13 protein-coding genes are annotated in these 19,232 nt (G+C 32.5%); 9 read left to right on the top strand and 4 right to left on the bottom strand.

Translation table 11 applies throughout. The annotated features are described in order from the left end of the window. Positions 1–104 precede the first annotated feature (104 nt). The 3 genes from ileS (at position 105) to BC748_RS05885 (ending at position 4,604) form a co-directional block, all read left to right on the top strand. The gene (ileS, locus tag BC748_RS05895; RefSeq protein WP_133532539.1) at positions 105–3,506 is read left to right on the top strand and encodes an isoleucine--tRNA ligase; all 3,402 of its coding nucleotides are present in this window, start codon (positions 105–107) and stop codon (positions 3,504–3,506) included. Between the two features lie 12 nt (positions 3,507–3,518). After that, entirely contained in the window at positions 3,519–3,899 is a 381-nt protein-coding gene (locus tag BC748_RS05890; RefSeq protein WP_133532538.1) for a TraR/DksA family transcriptional regulator, read from the top strand. 90 nt (positions 3,900–3,989) lie between these two features. Continuing rightward, positions 3,990–4,604 carry a lipoprotein signal peptidase gene (locus BC748_RS05885; RefSeq protein WP_133532537.1) on the top strand — a complete coding sequence of 205 codons (615 nt, stop codon included), beginning with the start codon at positions 3,990–3,992 and terminating at the stop codon, positions 4,602–4,604. Here BC748_RS05885 and BC748_RS05880 read toward each other — a convergent pair. Both BC748_RS05880 and BC748_RS05875 read right to left on the bottom strand, forming a co-directional pair. Next, a complete protein-coding gene (locus tag BC748_RS05880; RefSeq protein ID WP_133532536.1) occupies positions 4,591–5,154 on the bottom strand; it encodes a 5-formyltetrahydrofolate cyclo-ligase in 564 nt (187 codons plus the stop codon). The two genes, BC748_RS05885 and BC748_RS05880, sit on opposite strands and share 14 nt — an antisense overlap. An 18-nt stretch (positions 5,155–5,172) precedes the next feature. After that, entirely contained in the window at positions 5,173–5,649 is a 477-nt protein-coding gene (locus BC748_RS05875; RefSeq protein ID WP_133532535.1) for a hypothetical protein, read from the bottom strand. A gap of 447 nt (positions 5,650–6,096) precedes the next feature. On the opposite strand from BC748_RS05875, the gene uvrC reads away from it, so the two are divergent. The 6 genes from uvrC (at position 6,097) to BC748_RS05845 (ending at position 17,896) form a co-directional block, all read left to right on the top strand. Further along, positions 6,097–7,896, top strand: a complete 1,800-nt coding sequence (gene uvrC, locus BC748_RS05870) for an excinuclease ABC subunit UvrC (protein ID WP_133532534.1) — start codon at positions 6,097–6,099, stop codon at positions 7,894–7,896. A gap of 6 nt (positions 7,897–7,902) precedes the next feature. Then, the gene (locus BC748_RS05865) at positions 7,903–10,116 is read left to right on the top strand and encodes a patatin-like phospholipase family protein (RefSeq protein WP_133532533.1); all 2,214 of its coding nucleotides are present in this window, start codon (positions 7,903–7,905) and stop codon (positions 10,114–10,116) included. Positions 10,117–10,199: 83 nt separating this feature from the next. Beyond that, positions 10,200–11,648, top strand: a complete 1,449-nt coding sequence (locus BC748_RS05860) for an amino acid permease (RefSeq protein ID WP_211338548.1) — start codon at positions 10,200–10,202, stop codon at positions 11,646–11,648. A 377-nt stretch (positions 11,649–12,025) separates the two neighbouring features. After that, positions 12,026–13,183, top strand: a complete 1,158-nt coding sequence (locus BC748_RS05855) for a homogentisate 1,2-dioxygenase (protein ID WP_133532532.1) — start codon at positions 12,026–12,028, stop codon at positions 13,181–13,183. A gap of 165 nt (positions 13,184–13,348) precedes the next feature. Next, positions 13,349–14,509, top strand: coding sequence for a 4-hydroxyphenylpyruvate dioxygenase (gene hppD, locus BC748_RS05850; protein WP_133532531.1), 1,161 nt, complete (start codon positions 13,349–13,351; stop codon positions 14,507–14,509). A 375-nt stretch (positions 14,510–14,884) separates the two neighbouring features. Further along, on the top strand, positions 14,885–17,896 hold the full coding sequence (locus BC748_RS05845) for a CHAT domain-containing protein (protein WP_133532530.1): 3,012 nt from the start codon (positions 14,885–14,887) through the stop codon (positions 17,894–17,896). Here BC748_RS05845 and BC748_RS05840 read toward each other — a convergent pair. After that, a complete protein-coding gene (locus BC748_RS05840; RefSeq protein ID WP_133532529.1) occupies positions 17,882–18,493 on the bottom strand; it encodes a hypothetical protein in 612 nt (203 codons plus the stop codon). The two genes, BC748_RS05845 and BC748_RS05840, sit on opposite strands and share 15 nt — an antisense overlap. Positions 18,494–18,524: 31 nt before the next feature. Continuing rightward, positions 18,525–19,232: a tetratricopeptide repeat protein gene (locus tag BC748_RS05835; RefSeq protein WP_133532528.1), complete on the bottom strand. Its 708-nt coding sequence runs from the start codon at positions 19,230–19,232 to the stop codon at positions 18,525–18,527.

The following is a 19,232-nucleotide window of genomic DNA, read 5'->3' as shown; positions in this document are numbered from 1 at the left end:
TTCTTTCTAAATATTTGTCAAAAGTCTATTCTCTTTTATCTATTTTCTATTCTCTTTTATCAAAATTGATTACTTTCGCAAACTGATTAAAGAAAACGATAAAAATGAGTACTAAGTTTACTGAATACAAAGGACTTGACCTGCCAACTGTAGCGTCAGAAGTTCTTGATTTTTGGAAAAAAAATAACGTCTTTGAACAATCTGTAACTTCACGTGAAGGCGCAACGCCATATGTGTTTTTTGAAGGTCCACCAAGTGCAAACGGTTTGCCTGGAATTCACCACGTAATGGCGCGTGCAATCAAAGACATTTTTTGTCGTTATAAAACTCAAAAAGGTTTTCAAGTAAAACGAAAAGCAGGTTGGGATACACACGGTTTACCAGTAGAACTAGGTACTGAGAAAGAATTAGGAATTACCAAAGAAGATATCGGAAAAACTATTTCTATCGAAGAATACAACGAAGCGTGTAAAAAAACCGTAATGCGTTACACCGACGTCTGGAACGATCTAACCGAAAAAATGGGTTATTGGGTTGATATGGAAGATCCATATGTAACTTACAAATCCAAATATATGGAAAGCGTTTGGTGGCTTTTAAAACAAATTTACAACAAAGATTTACTATACAAAGGCTACACCATCCAACCATATTCTCCAAAAGCTGGAACAGGATTATCGTCTCACGAAGTAAACCAACCAGGAAGTTACAGAGATGTCACGGATACAACGGTTGTGGCGCAATTCAAAACTAAAAACGAAACATTACCAAGTTTTCTTCAAGGTTTTGGAACGATTCATATCTTGGCTTGGACGACAACACCTTGGACATTGCCTTCAAATACTGCGTTAACAGTTGGACCAAAAATCGATTATGTTTTGGTGGAAACTTTCAATCAATACACTTTCGAACCTGTAAAAGTTATTTTAGCTAAAAATTTAGTTGGAAAACAATTTGGAAAAGGATTTGTTGCGAGCGAAAATTCATCTGATTTTGAAAATTATAAAGCTGGCGACAAAGTAATTCCATTTAAAATTTTAACCGAATTTAAAGGAAAAGATTTAGTCGGAATTCGCTACGAACAACTAATGCAATTTGTTTTACCTTATCAAAATCCAGAAAATGCTTTCCGAGTAATTTCAGGAGATTTCGTAACGACAGAAGACGGAACCGGAATTGTTCATACAGCGCCAACTTTTGGTGCTGATGATGCTAAAGTTGCGAAAGAAGCAACGCCAGAAGTGCCGCCAATGTTGGTTCTTGACGAAAATGGAAATCCTGTTCCTTTAGTAGATTTACAAGGGAAATTCATTCAAGGTTTGGGTAATCTATCAGGTAAATACGTTAAAAACGAGTATTACGATGCTGGAACTGCTCCAGAACGTTCTGCAGATGTAGAAATTGCCATCCAATTAAAAGAAGAAAATAAAGCCTTTAAAGTAGAAAAATACGTTCACAGTTATCCGCACAGTTGGAGAACAGACGAACCACTTTTATATTATCCGTTAGATTCTTGGTTCATCAAAGTAACTGATGTTAAAGAAAGAATGTTCGACCTTAACGAAACCATCAACTGGAAGCCAAAAGCTACAGGTGAAGGACGTTTCGGAAATTGGTTAAAAAATGCTAACGATTGGAATTTATCGCGTTCAAGATATTGGGGAATTCCTTTGCCAATTTGGAGAACCGAAGACAAAACCGAAGAAATACTAATTGGTTCAGTAGAAGAATTGTATTCAGAAATTGAAAAATCAATCGAAGCTGGTTTCCAAAAAGAAAATCCGTTCAAAGGTTTTGTGGTTGGAAACATGAGCGAGGAAAACTACAATTTAGTTGATTTGCATAAAAATGTAGTCGATGCAATCACGTTAGTTTCTGCCTCAGGAAAACCAATGAAACGCGAAAGTGATTTAATCGATGTTTGGTTCGATTCGGGCGCAATGCCTTATGCACAATGGCATTATCCATTTGAAAATAAAGATAAAATTGACGAAAACAAAGATTTTCCAGCCGATTTTATTGCAGAAGGTGTTGACCAAACGCGTGGTTGGTTCTATACTTTACACGCCATCGGAACTTTAGTTTTTGATAAAATTGCCTATAAAAATGTAGTTTCAAACGGATTGGTTTTAGACAAAAACGGACAAAAAATGTCCAAGCGTTTAGGCAACGCCGTAGATCCGTTTACGACCTTGGCAGAATACGGTCCGGATGCGACGCGTTGGTACATGATTGCCAATGCGAATCCTTGGGACAATTTAAAATTTGATATTGAAGGTGTAGCCGAAGTGCGTCGTAAATTCTTCGGAACGCTTTATAACACCTATTCGTTCTTTAGTTTATATGCAAACATCGACGGATTCAAATACGCAGAAGCTGAAATTCCATTAAACGAAAGACCAGAAATCGATCGTTGGATTTTATCGGAATTGCATACATTGATAAAAACAGTTGATGAAGCTTATGCCGATTATGAGCCAACTAAAGCTGCAAGAGCCATTTCTGATTTTGTTCAAGAAAATTTAAGTAACTGGTATGTTCGTTTGTGTCGACGTCGTTTTTGGAAAGGCGAATACGGAACCGATAAAATTGCAGCATACCAAACACTTTATACTTGTTTGTTAAACGTTGCAAAATTATCTGCGCCAATCGCTCCATTTTTCATGGACAAACTTTACAGAGATTTAACGCAGGCAACACATTCAGAGGAATTTGAGTCTGTACATTTGGCGAAATTTCCAAATTCGGTTGAAAACTTTGTTGATAAATCACTTGAAAGCAAAATGATGAAAGCACAGACAGTTTCATCACTTGTTTTATCGCTCCGAAAAAAGGAAATGATAAAGGTACGTCAACCATTGCAAAAGATAATGATACCAATACTTGACGAGAATCAACGAACTGAAATCGAAGCGGTTTCTGACCTGATAAAAGCCGAAGTAAACGTGAAAGAAATTGAACTTTTAGACGATGCATCGGGTGTTTTAGTAAAGCAAATCAAGCCTAATTTCAAGACACTTGGACCTCGTTTTGGTAAAGATATGGGATTGATTTCCAAAGAAATACAAAATTTCAAACCCGAACAAATTGCGGAACTAGAAGCTAAAGGTATGCTAGTGCTTGTTATTTCAGGAAAAAGTATAATTTTAACAACCGAAGACGTTGAGATTTCCTCACAAGATATTCCGGGTTGGTTGGTAGCCAATGCAAATGGCATAACAGTTGCACTAGACATTACACTAACGCCAGCTTTGAAAAACGAAGGAATTGCAAGAGAATTAGTCAATAGAATTCAAAACCTTAGAAAAGACAGTGGTTTTGAAGTAACGGATAAAATTAAAGTACAATTACAACATACAGATAGTTTAGCTGTAGCAATAAAAGAAAACGAAAACTATATCAAATCGGAGACATTAACTGAAACTTTGGTTTTAGAAAATGAAGTGACAAATGGTTCTGAAATAGAATTCGACGAGATAAAAACAAGAATATTAATTTCTAAATAATTACGAACGATTATGATAGATGAAAAATTAAGATACTCAGATGCTGATTTAGCAGAGTTCAAAGAAATTATTGTAGCAAAAATTGAAAAAGCAAAAGCTGATTTAGAGTTGATAAAAAGCGCTTATATGAATGATTTAAATAATGGTACTGATGATACATCGCCGACGTTTAAAGCATTCGAAGAAGGAAGCGAAACCATGTCTAAAGAAGCTAACTCGCAGTTGGCAATTCGTCAAGAAAAGTTTATTCGCGACTTAAAAAATGCTCTTTTCCGTGTAGAAAACAAAACCTATGGTATTTGTAAAGTAACTGGAAAGCTAATTGGCAAAGAAAGATTAAAAATCGTTCCTCATGCTACGATGAGTATTGAAGCGAAAAATTTACAACGATAACACGTTAAAAATAAATTCTTTAACGCTCCTTTTTGGAGCGTTATTTTTTTAGAAAAAAACACTATTTTTGCGCCACTAATTTTTTAGACAATGTCATTACGAAATTCCGTTTTAATTATAACTATTATACTTTTAGTTGATCAATTCTCGAAAATTTATATCAAAACTAATTTTGTATTAGGAGAAACCGTTCATGTATTCGATTGGTTTAAAATTCTATTTATTGAAAACGAAGGAATGGCTTGGGGAACAAAAATTCCAGGCGAATACGGAAAATTAATCCTAACTGTCTTTAGAATTATAGCGGTTTTTGGAATCGGATATTGGCTCTACGAATCAAGCAACAGACGTAGTTCTAACTATTTAATGGTGGCCATTTCATTAATATTTGCTGGTGCTTTGGGTAATATTATTGACTCGGTTTTCTACGGAAGACTTTTTAGCGATAGTCATTATCAACTAGCCGAAATGTTTACTGACAAACCTTATCAATCCTGGTTTCATGGCGAAGTGGTCGACATGTTATACTTCCCAATATTTGAAGGCAATTTCCCTGATTGGATGCCTATTTGGGGTGGAAAAACCTTCAAGTTTTTCAACGCTATTTTCAATGTTGCCGATGTTTCTATTTCAACAGGAATTGGAATTTTAATTGTATTCAATAAAAAAGCATTTGCTAAAATAGAATCAATTAGAAACTACTAATTCCATTTGGTGTAACGCAAAAATCCAACCGAACATCAGCTGCTGAAACATCATCAATACTGTCTTCGGGTTCAAAAAAAGACAAACCAATTTTCACAACATCTTCTCGGCATTTCGTGAGCAAATTGTCATAAAATCCTTTGCCATATCCTACTCTATTTCCATTTTTATCATAAGCCAAAAGCGGAACAAAGACCACATCAAGTTTAGCAACTGGAACTTCAATACCATCTACAGGTTCAAAAATGTTGTATTCGTTTTTTTGAAATTTAGTATTATCCGTCAAAAGATAATTCGTCATTTCTCTGGTTTCAAAATTAGTTTTCGAAACCACAATCTCTCTGTCTTTTCCAGCTAAAATTTGAAGAATAAATTCAGTTTCCACTTCTTTTTGCTCTTCAATGGTTAGAAAAAGATGAAAATAGGTTTTCTCCCAAATATCGAACTGTAGTAATCGATTGGCAATCGCTAGGCTTTTATCTTCAATTTCTTCTTCTGAAAGTTGATTTCGTAATGCTTTGTACTTACTTCTTAAATCCGTTTTATTCATAACAATACTATAACGACCTTACTCCTTTTTTTTAGTTTTTCCCGTCTTTGGAAAAAACACTTTTAATTGATTGATTTTATTCTCAAATCCGGGTTGGGAACCGAAGCTGTTTTTGTATTTCGCATATTGATAATCACGCAATGAATCGGTTTTATTGTCATAATCGCGGAGGATTTTTATAGACAACATCCTTTCTTCAAGCGATGCCAATTGCGATAAAACACCCGTGGTAAAAACCCTATCCTGATAATCTTTTTCAAATTCAACCCAATCTACTTCTGGCGATTGCAAGTTGGGCTGTGTATCATGATATGATTTTACTTTATCAATTAGCAACTTTCCTTTTTCGCCTACTTTACCGTATTTACTGCGCTCTTTGGGAGTTAAATTTACGGCTAAGCTTTCTGTCAATTCAAAAATTTGAGCCAAGGCCGCTTTTATAGCCACCTTTTGTTCAGAGGTAAAATGACTACTTCCTAAATTATCTATTGGCATATTCCTTCATTTAATTATACATTCAAATATAAATAAAGTTTATATATTTTTTATTACTTTTTATATATCTATTATTATTTACTAATTATTTTTTTATAAATAACATTAATTGTTAATTGTATAGTACTTATTTTTTAATAATTATTATATTATAATTAATGAATTTTATCAAATTTTTAATAAAATCCATTAATAAAATACGTATTTAAACTCATCATGGTGTCCTGTTAGTTGCCATCTTCAATATCTCAATCCATTGAAAAGTGTTGCATTTGTTTTGTGTGGCATTTTAAATTAAATTTGTTAGAAATATAAGATAACTATTAAACCAATATATAATCCGTAACATCCGTTTTATTTGTGGCAAAAGAAAGATTCCTACTGAATGGCAAACCTTGTGCATACCACTGATAACTCAAAACCGCCAACCGACAACAAAACAAAACAATGACCAACCCATCGCTTGAACTTCAAATACAAACCCTTCCAGACAATCCTGGCGTGTATCAGTATTATGACAAAGACGGAAAAATTTTGTATGTTGGAAAAGCTAAAAATCTCAAAAAAAGAGTAGCCTCCTATTTCAACAAAGTGCATGACAATGGCAAAACCAATGTGCTCGTCAGAAAAATTGAAACGATAAAACACATCGTAGTTTCCTCTGAACAAGACGCGCTTTTATTGGAAAATAATTTAATAAAAAAACTCCAGCCACGCTATAATGTTTTGCTGCGCGATGACAAAACCTATCCGTGGATTTGCATTAAAAAAGAACCTTTTTCTAGAATATTTCCAACGCGTAGGATGATTAAAGATGGCTCTGAATATTTTGGTCCTTACACTAACTTTAAAACCGTAAACACCATTTTAGATTTAATAAAGGAATTGTATCCACTGCGAACCTGCAACTATGATTTAACCGAAAGCAATATCGAAAAAGGAAAGTACAAAGTGTGTTTAGAATTTCATATTGGCAATTGCAAAGGTGGTTGCGAAGGATATGAAACCCTCGAAAACTATCAAACCCAAGTAAACGCTATTCGCGAAATATTGAAAGGAAACTTCAAAGAAAGTTTGAAAGATTTCAAAAATAAAATGCTGCACTTTGCTGCCAACATGCAATTTGAAGAAGCGCAAAAAATAAAAGAAAAAATAGAAGTTTTAGAGAATTATCAGTCGCGTTCCACGATTTTAAACCCAAAAATTTCAAACATCGATGTTTTTTCTATCATTTCAGACGAAGCAGTTGCTTATGTTAACTTTCTACAAATTTCGCATGGCGCTATTATTCGTTCCTATACGCTGGAGCTAAAAAAGAAATTAGACGAAACCGACCAAGAACTTTTAGAACTCGCCGTTGTTGAACTTCGCGAACGCTTTAAATTGACATCAAAAGAAATTATTTTACCCTTTCCGTTGGATTTTGGCGAAAGCATAAAGGTTACTGTACCACAATTGGGTGATAAAAAACAAATTCTAGATTTATCCGAACGCAATGCTAAATACTATCGTATGGACCAATTGAAGCAAATTCAAATTGTAGATCCAGAGCGACATACCAATCGGATTATGGCTCAAATGCAAAAAGATTTGCGACTATCGGTTGAGCCACGACACATTGAGTGTTTTGATAATTCTAACATTCAAGGAACGAATCCTGTTTCGGCCTGTGTGGTTTTTAAAGACGGAAAACCATCGAAAAAAGATTATCGCCATTTTAATATAAAAACCGTTGAAGGTCCAAACGATTTTGCCTCTATGGAAGAAGTGGTTTACCGTCGATACAAACGCCTGTTGGATGAAAATCAACCTTTGCCACAACTTATCATTATCGACGGTGGAAAAGGACAGTTATCATCGGCTTTAAAGAGTATTGACGATTTAGGTTTGCGAGGAAAAATTGCCATAATCGGCATTGCAAAACGATTGGAAGAGCTTTTTTATCCCGGCGATTCGGTTCCGCTATATCTAGATAAAAAGTCAGAAACGCTGAAAGTTATTCAATACCTTCGAAACGAAGCCCACCGTTTTGGAATTACCTTCCACCGAGATAAACGAAGCAAATCGGCGCTAAATTCGTCTATGGAAACCATTCCAGGCATCGGCGAAAAAACAATGCTAACGTTAATAAAACATTTCAAAAGTGTTAAAAGATTGAAATTAGCCACAGAAAAAGAAATTTCTGATGTGGTTGGTGCTTCAAAAGCAAAAAAAATTTCCGAATTTTACAACATCAGCAATCAATAACACCGAATGAAAAAAACATTACTATTCTTCTACTTTCTTTTTTTTCTTCAATTCGTTGTAGCCCAAGACACTATTACGCAAAAACGACCTAAAATTGGTTTAGTACTTTCTGGCGGTGGCGCAAAAGGTTTTGCTCATATTGGTGTTTTAAAAGTTCTAGAACAAGCAGGTGTAAAAATAGATTACATTGGCGGAACGAGTATGGGTGCAGTCGTTGGCGGATTATATGCTTCTGGGTATAATGCTACGCAGATAGATTCTATTTTTCAAGAAACAAATTTTGATGAATTGTTGCAAGACTATATGCCGCGAACCTCTAAGAGTTTTTTTGAAAAAAGAAATGATGAAATGTATTCTGTTTCGTTGCCATTTAATAAATTCAAACTTGGTATTCCTGTGGCATTATCAAAAGGAATATACAACTACAACATGTTAGCAAAACTAACGCACAACGTTAGACATGTCAGAGATTTTAATCAATTGCCAATTCCTTTTATTTGTGTTGCCACGAATATTGAAACCGGCGAAGAAGTAATTTTAAGAGATGGTTTTTTAGCGCAAGCGATGATGGCAAGTTCGGCTTTTCCATCGTTATTCTCACCTGTTGAGTTGAACGGAAAAGTTTTAATTGATGGTGGCGTTACAAATAACTATCCTGTGAAAGAACTCCGTAGAATGGGTGCGGAAATCATCATTGGTGTTGATGTTCAAGACGATTTAAAAGATAGAAATTCACTTCAAGACGCTACCCGAATTTTAGTTCAAATCACTAATTTGGACATGATTAACAAAATGAAAGAGAATATTAAGCTGACAGACATTTACATTAAGCCTGATATATCGAACTATGGCGTTATTTCATTCGATAAAGGACAAGAAATCATCAAAAAAGGAGAAGAAGCGACTTTTGCTGTTTACGAGCAAATAAAAAAATACGGAAATCAAAAGAATTATGAAGTTCAAAATCTTAAAAATGAATCCAGTCTTATTAACATAAATGATATCACTACAACCAAACTTGATAATTACACAAAAGCATATATTCTAGGAAAGTTGCGCTTCAAATCGGGGAAAACAATCACTTATGATGAACTAAAAACTGGAATAAATAATATTAATGCCACTCAGAACTTCAGTCGAATAAGTTATGTTCTAGAAAAAAACAGCAATAACAAAGACGATTTAAAAATCTACTTAACTGAAAATCCAAACAAAACCTTTTTAAAATTTGGATTGCACTACGATGATTTGTATAAAAGTGCTGTTTTGGTGAATTTAACACACAAAAAATTATTGTTTAAAAACGATGTTTTTTCTGGAGATGCCATTTTAGGAGATAATATTCGTTACAACATTGACTATTATGTAGACAATGGATTTTACTGGAGTTTTGGCTTCAAATCAAGACTAAATACTTTTAACCGAAATGTGGAAACTGATTTTAGTAATGGTGAACTTTTGACACAACTTGGTTTGAAATCAATCAATATTGACTTTTTAGACATTACTAATCAAGCGTATATGCAAACAGTTTTTATTCAAAAATATTTAATTGGTGGTGGAATAGAACACAAATATTTAAAAATAAAATCTGAAACACTCGAAGAGGATAATCCAGTATTCGAAAACAGTGTTTACTTTAGTATTTTTGGTTATTTAAAATATGATTCATTAGACAATAAATACTTCCCAAAAGACGGTTGGCTTTTCTCTGGCGACATCCAGTCTTATTTATATTCAACCGATTTCAACAATGATTTTGAGCGATTTTCAGTAGTAAGAGGTGAAGTGTTTTTTGCAAAAAAACTTGCTAAAAAACTAACCTTAAATATTAATTCAGAACTAGGATTTAGTGCTGGAGGAAAAGCAACTCCTTTTTTTAATTTTATTCTTGGTGGCTATGGTTTTAGTACTATTAATAACTTTAAACATTTTTATGGATATGATTTCCTTAGTATTGCTGCGGATAGTTACATCAAATCAAGTTTCACCATCGATTATGAACTCTTTAAAAAGAACCACATAAATTTTTCTGCCAATTATGCCAATGTAGAAGACAACCTTTTTGGAACAGGAAACTGGTTCAGTAAGCCAAAACACAATGGTTATGCGCTAGGATATGGCTACGAATCTGTTTTTGGACCAATAGAAATAAAATATACTTGGTCACCCGAATTGGCAAAAGGATACACAATGGTCAATGTTGGGTTTTGGTTCTAAAAATTTAATAGTAGAAAAAAAATTTATTGATTAATTCCAAAAAAACTATATTTGGAATCTATAAAAACCCAAAAAATATATTTATGTCTATTTGGAAAAGAAAATCGTTGGCTGTTTTATTAAGTGAAGCAGATGAATCAGAAAAAGGACTAAAAAGAACATTATCCTCTCGCTCTTTAGTTGCACTTGGAATTGGAGCTATTATTGGCGCTGGATTATTTTCATTAACCGGAATTGCGGCAGCCGAACATGCTGGACCAGCCGTGACCTTGTCTTTCGTTTTAGCAGCTGTTGGTTGTGCCTTTGCAGGACTTTGCTATGCAGAATTTGCCTCAATGATACCAGTAGCAGGAAGTGCTTATACCTACTCTTATGCAACAATGGGAGAATTCATGGCTTGGATTATCGGCTGGGATTTAGTACTTGAATATGCATTAGGAGCAGCAACCGTAGGTGTTAGTTGGTCGAGATACTTCTTAGAATTACTAAACAAATTTGGAATCCATTTACCTCCTGATTTAATATGTTCCCCTTGGGAAACATTAAAATTGAGTGATGGAACACTAATTGAAGGTGGATTAATCAATCTTCCAGCTGTCTTTATAGTATCAATGCTATCACTTTTACTAATCCGTGGAACAAAAGAATCTGCTGGAATAAATAATTTCTTAGTTATTGTTAAAGTTTCTGTTGTTATACTATTTATCGTTTTAGGATGGAATTATATAAACGAAGCCAATTATACACCATATATTCCTGAAAATACTGGAGTTAAAGGAGAATTTGGTTGGTCAGGAATTGCGGCTGGAGCGGCAACTGTTTTCTTTGCTTTTATTGGATTTGACGCTGTATCAACAGCAGCTCAAGAAGCAAAAAATCCACAAAAAGGAATGCCAATAGGTATTTTAGGATCGTTAGTAATTTGTACCATTTTATATGTTTTATTCGCTCACGTAATGACTGGACTAGTGCCTTATCATGAATTTGCTGGCGATGCTAAACCAGCAGCAACAGCTTTTGCAAAAACACCTTATGGTTTTCTTCAAACAGGATTAATTGTAGCAATTCTTGCCGGTTATACTTCGGTAATGTTGGTGATGTTAATGGGACAAAGCCGTGTATTTTATACCATGAGTAAAGACGGTTTATTACCACCGTTTTTCGGAGAAATACATTCAAAATTCAGAACGCCTTGGAAAACTAACCTTTTCTTTTTGGTATTCGTGAGTCTGTTTGCAGGATTTGTTCCAGTTTCAGATTTAGGTCATATGGTAAGCATTGGAACATTACTAGCTTTTGTTTTAGTATGTATTGGCGTATTAGTTATGCGCAAAAAAATGCCAGATGCACCAAGAGCTTTCAAAACACCATTGGTTCCTTTTGTTCCAATAGCTGGTGTAGTTGTATGTTTATATTTAATGTACTCATTACCACTTGAAAGTTGGATTAGACTTGTTATTTGGATGGCATTAGGTGTTGCGCTATACTTTTTGTATGGAAAGAAAAACAGTAAACTAAACAATCCTAAATAAACCAATATTTACATTTATACAAAGGATTAAGAATTAACACTTCTTAATCCTTTTTTGTTTTTAAAAATTAATAAATATCATTTTTTGGCATTCATATTATTACGATATTTGTAATATAAAAAGTCAACTATGATACTATTATTAGCAATAATTGCAGCATTTGGAATGGGAATAATCGTTGGTAAAAATTTAAAAGACAAATAAAAATGACACTTGTTTGGCAAGATTTATTGGCATTTTTAAAATTCTTAATCAAGAGAAATCCTGAGTAAGTTGTGATTTGATAATTAGTCAATAAGAAAATGAGCTAGTTATCTGAACTTCGATTTATGTCATTTTCAAATTATCTGATTTTTTAAATTATCAAATTAAAAACTATGCCATTATATCACAAACTCGGGAATTTTCCACAAAAAAGACATACACAGTTCGAAAAACCAACGGGTGGTTTTTATTACGAACAACTGTTTGGAACAGAAGGTTTTCATGGTCATTCCTCATTATTGTATCATGTTCACAGGCCAACTCAAGTCAAGGAAATTACAAAATCCTATTCTATTGAACCAAAAATTGCAATAGACAAAAACATAAAATCATTACTTTTAAAAGGCTTTGAAATAAAACCGGAAGATGATTTTTTAGATAGTAGAAAACCAATGCTTGTCAATAAAGATTGCACCATTGGATTAGCAGCACCAAAAAAATCATTACGCAGCTATTTTTACAAAAACGCAGATGCCGATGAAATGATTTTCATCCACAAAGGTTCAGGAACACTAAGAACTATGATGGGAAATATTTCGTTTGAATATGGTGATTACTTAATAATTCCTCGTGGAATAATCTATCAAATTGATTTCAACACCGAAGAAAATCGTTTGTTCTATGTAGAAAGTTTTACACCATTTTATACACCAAAGCGATATAAAAACGAGTCAGGACAGCATCTTGAACATTCTCCATTTTGCGAACGCGATTTCAAATTGCCATCTGAACTAGAAACGTATGATGAAAAAGGGGATTTTTTAATTAAAATCAAAAAAGAAGGGATGATACATGAGGTAGTTTATGCCACACATCCTTTTGATGTTGTCGGTTGGGATGGATATAATTTCCCTTATGGATTTAGTATTCACAATTTTGAACCAATAACGGGAAGAGTGCATTTGCCACCACCAATTCATCAAACATTTGAAACAGCTACTTTTGTCGTATGTTCTTTCTGTCCAAGACTTTATGATTATCATCCAAAAGCAATTCCTGCACCATACAATCATAGTAATATTGATTCTGATGAAGTTTTGTATTATGTAGATGGTGATTTTATGAGTAGAAATAATATCGAACAAGGACACATCACTTTACATCCAAAAGGAATTCCTCATGGTCCAGCACCAGGCGCAATGGAGCGAAGTATTGGTCACAAAGAAACATTGGAATTGGCCGTTATGGTTGATACTTTCCGTCCATTGATGGTTACTGAATACGCTATGGGAATTGACGATGGGAAATATTATAAATCTTGGATGGAGTAATTTTTTCAGGAGCTAATCCCGCTATTCGTTGCAATCTTTTGTTTTTTTAAAAGAAAAAAACAAAAGGATTTCCACTACTATCGGGGCTAAAAAATAAGTTTATAAAAAACAGTCGCGTTTATCCGTAAAATCCGTGTTATCCGCGTGCAAAAAACAAGACAAATTATGAGTAAAGAAATAAAATCAGTCGAGTATGGCTTAGAAAAAATATTTGAAGGAGCTCAAGATTTCCTTCCTTTATTGGGCACCGATTATATAGAATTCTATGTAGGTAATGCAAAACAAGCAGCCCATTTTTATAAAACAGCATTTGGGTTTCAATCATTTGCTTATGCAGGATTAGAAACTGGATTAAGAGACAGAGCTTCTTATGTTTTAAAACAAGACAAAATACGCTTAGTTTTAACCACAGCTTTGAATAGCAACTCGCCTATTGGTGAACATGTGAAAAAGCACGGCGATGGTGTAAAAGTGATTGCTCTTTGGGTAGAAGATGCAAAATCAGCCTTTGAAGAAACCACAAAACGTGGAGCAAGAGTATTCATGGAACCAACAGTAGAAAAAGATGAACATGGAGAAGTAGTTCGAGCAGGAATTTATACCTATGGCGAAACCGTTCACATGTTTGTGGAACGAAAAAACTACAACGGTGCATTTTTACCAGGATATAAAGAGTGGAAATCAGATTATAACCCTGAACCAGTTGGATTAAAATATGTAGATCACATGGTTGGAAACGTAGGCTGGAACGAAATGAACACTTGGGTAAAATGGTACGAAGACGTTATGGGATTTGTAAATTTCCTTTCCTTTGATGACAAGCAAATCACTACTGAATATTCCGCTTTGATGAGTAAAGTAATGAGTAATGGTAATGGCAGAATTAAATTCCCAATAAACGAACCCGCTGAAGGAAAGAAAAAATCACAAATAGAAGAATATTTAGATTTTTACGAAGGTTCAGGTGTTCAGCATATTGCTGTAGCAACAGATGACATTATTTCAACAGTAGCTGATATGCGTTCACGAGGAATTGAATTTCTGAGTACGCCACCACAAGCTTATTATGATGCTATTCCTGAACGATTGAAAGACCACATGAATAAATTCAAAGAAGATATTAATGAACTTCAAAAACTAGGCATTATGATTGATGCCGATGAAGAAGGTTATTTACTTCAAATATTCACAAAACCGATTGAAGACAGACCAACATTATTTTTTGAAATTATTCAACGAATGGGTGCAAAAGGGTTTGGCGCAGGTAATTTCAAAGCATTATTTGAGTCTATAGAAAGAGAACAAATGTTAAGAGGAACGTTATAAAAAAGTTAATTTTATTACGAATTCATCAAAATACAACGTTGTAGTAACTTCTTTTTTGCCAAATATGTGTTAAAATTGATTTTTTACTTGTAATAATGCAACAAACCGCCATATATTTGCATCATCAAAAAGAACAAAGGAGTGGTTTCCTTATATTTTTGGATAAATTTTCATAATTTATAGTTTTTTGGTTGGTTAATAGCATAAAAGCTCAGTCGTTTCTCGGCTGGGCTTTTTTGTTTTATATCATTGCTTAAAAAAACAGTAACTCTGTATTTCTTTAATAACCAAAATAGTTTAATTTAGTGTTCGATAGAATGTTTACTTTTTATTATTTTGTATACTAACAAGTTACTTGAATTAACTAAATAATTTATGATAAGGTCACTACTATTATTTTCACTACTTATTTCATTAACTATCAGTGCGCAAACTAAATCATTTAAATCAGCTTTAAAAAAAGCTTATTTTTATGAAAAAACAGAAGACTTTTTATTAGCTAAAAAAGTGTTTGAAATAGCTCAAAAAGATCAGTCCATAATATCCTCAGAAAAAGTTTTTTTACGACATTACATTTTATTTTATGACTATTTATTGTCAGATATGGAGGATATTAAAAACATAGACCTAGCCATACAATATTTAAATTCAATCAAAAAAAGAAATCCCTTTGAAACTGAACTTTTGTTGAATCTATCAACTTCAAAATACCATTATTTAGCCAGTAACACTGGATGGGAAGCATCCTTAGAAGTCGCTGAAAAAAGTTATAAAATTAAAGATTTCAACCAAGCCAAATTAGAAACACGTACCGATTATTTGTATGATTTAGGATATTTATACGACAAAGTTGGAAATTCTTTTGAAGGAATTAAATTTTATAAAAAATCACTTGCTCTTTACATAAAACAATATGGCGAAAATGATAATGAAGTTGCCTTAAACTACAACAATTTGGCATATGCCTATACAAATATCTACAATCAAAAAAACACAATTGCTTATTATGAAAAAGCGGCTAAGATTTGGGAGAATATTTATAGAAATAAAAACAATGATAAAGATTATCTAATCACAGTTTATCACAATTTAATATTTCAATACATCAATTATGGCGATATTGAAAATGCAAAGAAGAATCTTTTAAAACTAAATAATTATTTTTTTAAAAAATATACATCAATCAAATCTATTGATAATGAGCGCTATTTTCTATCGTTCTCTGATTTTTCATTGAGTAATATTCGAATGAATTTAGCCCTTAATCAAAAGGATAAAGCATTACAATTTTTAAAAGATTTTGAAAATAATCAGTTATTACCATACAAGAAAGAAAATCATTCCACATATTTAATTCAGTGCTATGAAGAAATAGCGGATTATTTAATAGAAAACAATGAATATTCCTCAGCTTTAAATCTTATTGAAAAAGGATTATCATTATCCAAAAAATATACTCAACTTCATTTTTCAGTTACATTAAATACTAAAAAAGGTAAAGTATATAAGCTTCAAAACAATTTAGAAATGGCACTAAAGCAATATGAAATTGCACAAAAAAACAACACAAAAAATTATTTTAATTCGAGTAAATACACTTTAGAATATTTAAAATCGGAAATCTATTTTGAGAATAATCAAAGTAAAAAGTCTGTTTTAAACATAAAAAATACTATAGAACAATTACTATTTGATCTTTCAAAAAAGAAAAAAACCATCGAAAAAATAAAGTTTTCTGATGTAAAAGAACTAATTTCAACAGATTTCATTAATCTATTTTATAAATCGGGTAAAATATATTTTCAAAATTATAAAAAGTTTAAAAATAGAAATGATCTACAAATAGCCGATAATCTGTATAAAATTAGCAACAAACTGTTCAGAGAATATTATTTGAAAGGCGAATACAATGAAGAATTAAGTAAATATCATAGCGAAATTATTGAAGGACTTTTTGAGATTAGTTTAGAAAAAAAGTTGACTTTTCAAGAAAAAACGGAATTAATTAATGAAATTGAAAGAAGTGCTTCTCAACATTTAGCACAAGAGTTTTACAAAAAAATTAAAACACAAAACAACGAATCTAATCTCAATCTAGATAAAATTAAAGAGTTAGAGAAGGAATTACATTTTTATAAAAGTCAGACAAAAATTAATTCTAAAAAAATCGCAATCATAGAAAGTAACATAAACTCACTTCTAAAAAAAACATCTAAAACATATCAAGGAATTGACAAGAATTCTCTCGATAACTTTGATGTAGTAAATGTTCAAAATACTTTAGATTCTGACGAATTAGTTGTAAAATACTATACTTTAAAAAATTATGTGTTTGCTCTTTACATTACTCAAAAAAAATTTGAAATAAAAAAGATAGCATCAACAAGTGTGTTGAAAAAAGAAATCAAGTTCTATTTAAATCTAACAAAGAAAATTGATAAAAACAGGCTTGTTTCCAATAATATTTCCAAATTTTTACTGCCTGATTTGAATTCAAAAAAAATCACTTTTATCGCTGATGGTTTCTTAAACTATCTTCCTTTCGAAACACTCTTTAATTCAAAAAACAAAAAGTTTTTAGTCCAACAAAGTACTGTTTCTTATGATTATAACTTATCATTTTTCTTATTTAATAAAAAAAGCAAAATTAAAATAGATAGCGATGCATTAATTGCTTTCGCACCTAATTACAAGAATAAAGAATTAGCCAAAATTAGAAGTGGATTATCCGATTTGAGATACGCAAAAGAAGAAGCTAATACAATTTCAAATCTTTTTGATGGAACAAGTTTTTTAAATGAAAAAGCTTCAAAAACTAATTTTTTTAAAACCATAAATCAATTTGGGGTTTATCATTTTGCCATGCATTCTTTACTAGACGAAAGTAATATTAACGAATCGTGTTTGGTGTTTTCAAATAACGAAAAACTCTATTTTTCAGAACTTTACGGACTTAGTTTTCCAGCAAAAATGGTTGTTTTAAGCGCATGCGATACTGGAAACGGAAATTTAAAATCGGGTGAAGGCATAATGAGTTTGTCGCGCGCATTAACCTATGCAGGTGTACAATCGTCTGTATACAGTTTGTGGCAAGTTCCAGACAAAGAAACTTCGGAGATTATTGTTTCTTTTTATAAAAACTTAAAAGATGGACAAACAAAAGACGAAGCTTTAGCAAACGCTAAAAAACAATTTTTGGCAAACAATCCAATGAAGCAACATCCGTTTTATTGGGCTGGATTTGTAGTAAATGGCGATGTTTCACCAATAGAATCTAAAAATTTTGATTGGAATATTATTGGTGCAATACTAATTGGTTCAATACTGTCTATATTAGTTTTCTATTTAATAAAAAAAAGAAATCAAAATAAATTATTCCATCAATAGACGAAGATTTTTGGTTGAAATACTATCAAACGTTTCCTGCGAAATTGAACCTTCAAGTAGTTCAATTTCTTTATCAATTATTTCATTCGTAAGAATAAGTTGTTTTTTATAATCAGCTTTATCTCGTTTTATCTCTTCTACTTTCTTGTTTTTAAAGTCAGCACGCATCATTTTAATGTCAAAAACTAAATTTTCTTTGATGATATTTAACTGCTCAATGCTTGTAGGTTGGAGCATTTCAATCATAATCTGCGAACGTAATGTTTCCGAAAAAAATGGTGGCATATCTAATTCTAAAAATTTATCTCGTTTTCTATTAGGTAAAGTATCTACTGTTTCTGCAACAACATCACATCGTTTCATTAACCATTCTAGTTCTTCTTTGCTAGCTTGAAGTAATTTTACTGTTGCTTCTTTGTTGGATTTATTTTCTTGAATATCTGTAAAATAAAGCCCTAAAACTATACCTACAAAGGTTCCAACCAAAGACAAAATATATCCAAACGTATCTGGATATTTTTCTCTAAATGGTTTTGTCCAATTTAAAAAAAGTAAAATTGGTAATAAACAAATAAGAATGATAAAAGTACTATTCATAACTGTAATTATTAGTAGCGTTTTAAAAATTTTAATTTAAATCTGTTATTATATCTTTTGCCATTTTTTGCATCGGATTTGTCGAATTTGCTAATTCCTGCAGTAAAACTAAAGCCTTTTCTTCTTGTTCCAATTTAACCAACGTCAATGCTTTGTACCATTTGACGTAAGGCGTAAACCCGTTGTTCTTTTTTAAATCAAATTGTTCGAAAGATGTCAACGCTTCGTCATAACGTTTTAATTCCATCAGCGACAACGATTTGTAAAACAAAGAATAATCTTCTTTCTCAGTGTCGTATAGTTTAGAAAAAAGCGTCAATGCTTTCGCATAATCGCCTCTATCATACGTATAAAACGCTTCCGATTTTATGTCAGTTGAATTTTCACCTCTAACCGTTGGCGCTACAACATTGGGATACGATTGGTAATATTCTTCATAAACCGCATTGGTGTCAAAGTCATTCGAAAATGTCCAAAAACCAATTCCCAACATCACTGCAAACGATGCTGCAACATACCAAACGGTATAATTGCGCTTTGGTTTTTTTGTTTCAAACGATTGAAGTTTCTTTTTCAATGCTTGGCGTTCGTTCAACGTAATGGCTTTTTGCACTTCCGCTTCATAAACCACTTGTTCACGAAAAGTGTCGTTGGTTTGCATCAATTGGTCAAACATTGATTGTTCATCGTTGTTCAAGCTATTGGCAAAATATTTTTCTATTAATTCTTCGTGATCCAT

The sequence above is a fragment of the Flavobacterium dankookense genome (assembly GCF_004362665.1).
GTDB classification, from domain to species: domain Bacteria; phylum Bacteroidota; class Bacteroidia; order Flavobacteriales; family Flavobacteriaceae; genus Flavobacterium; species Flavobacterium dankookense.
The sequence above is the reverse complement of the archived record's forward strand: the minus strand, read 5'-3'. Positions and strand labels throughout refer to the sequence as shown.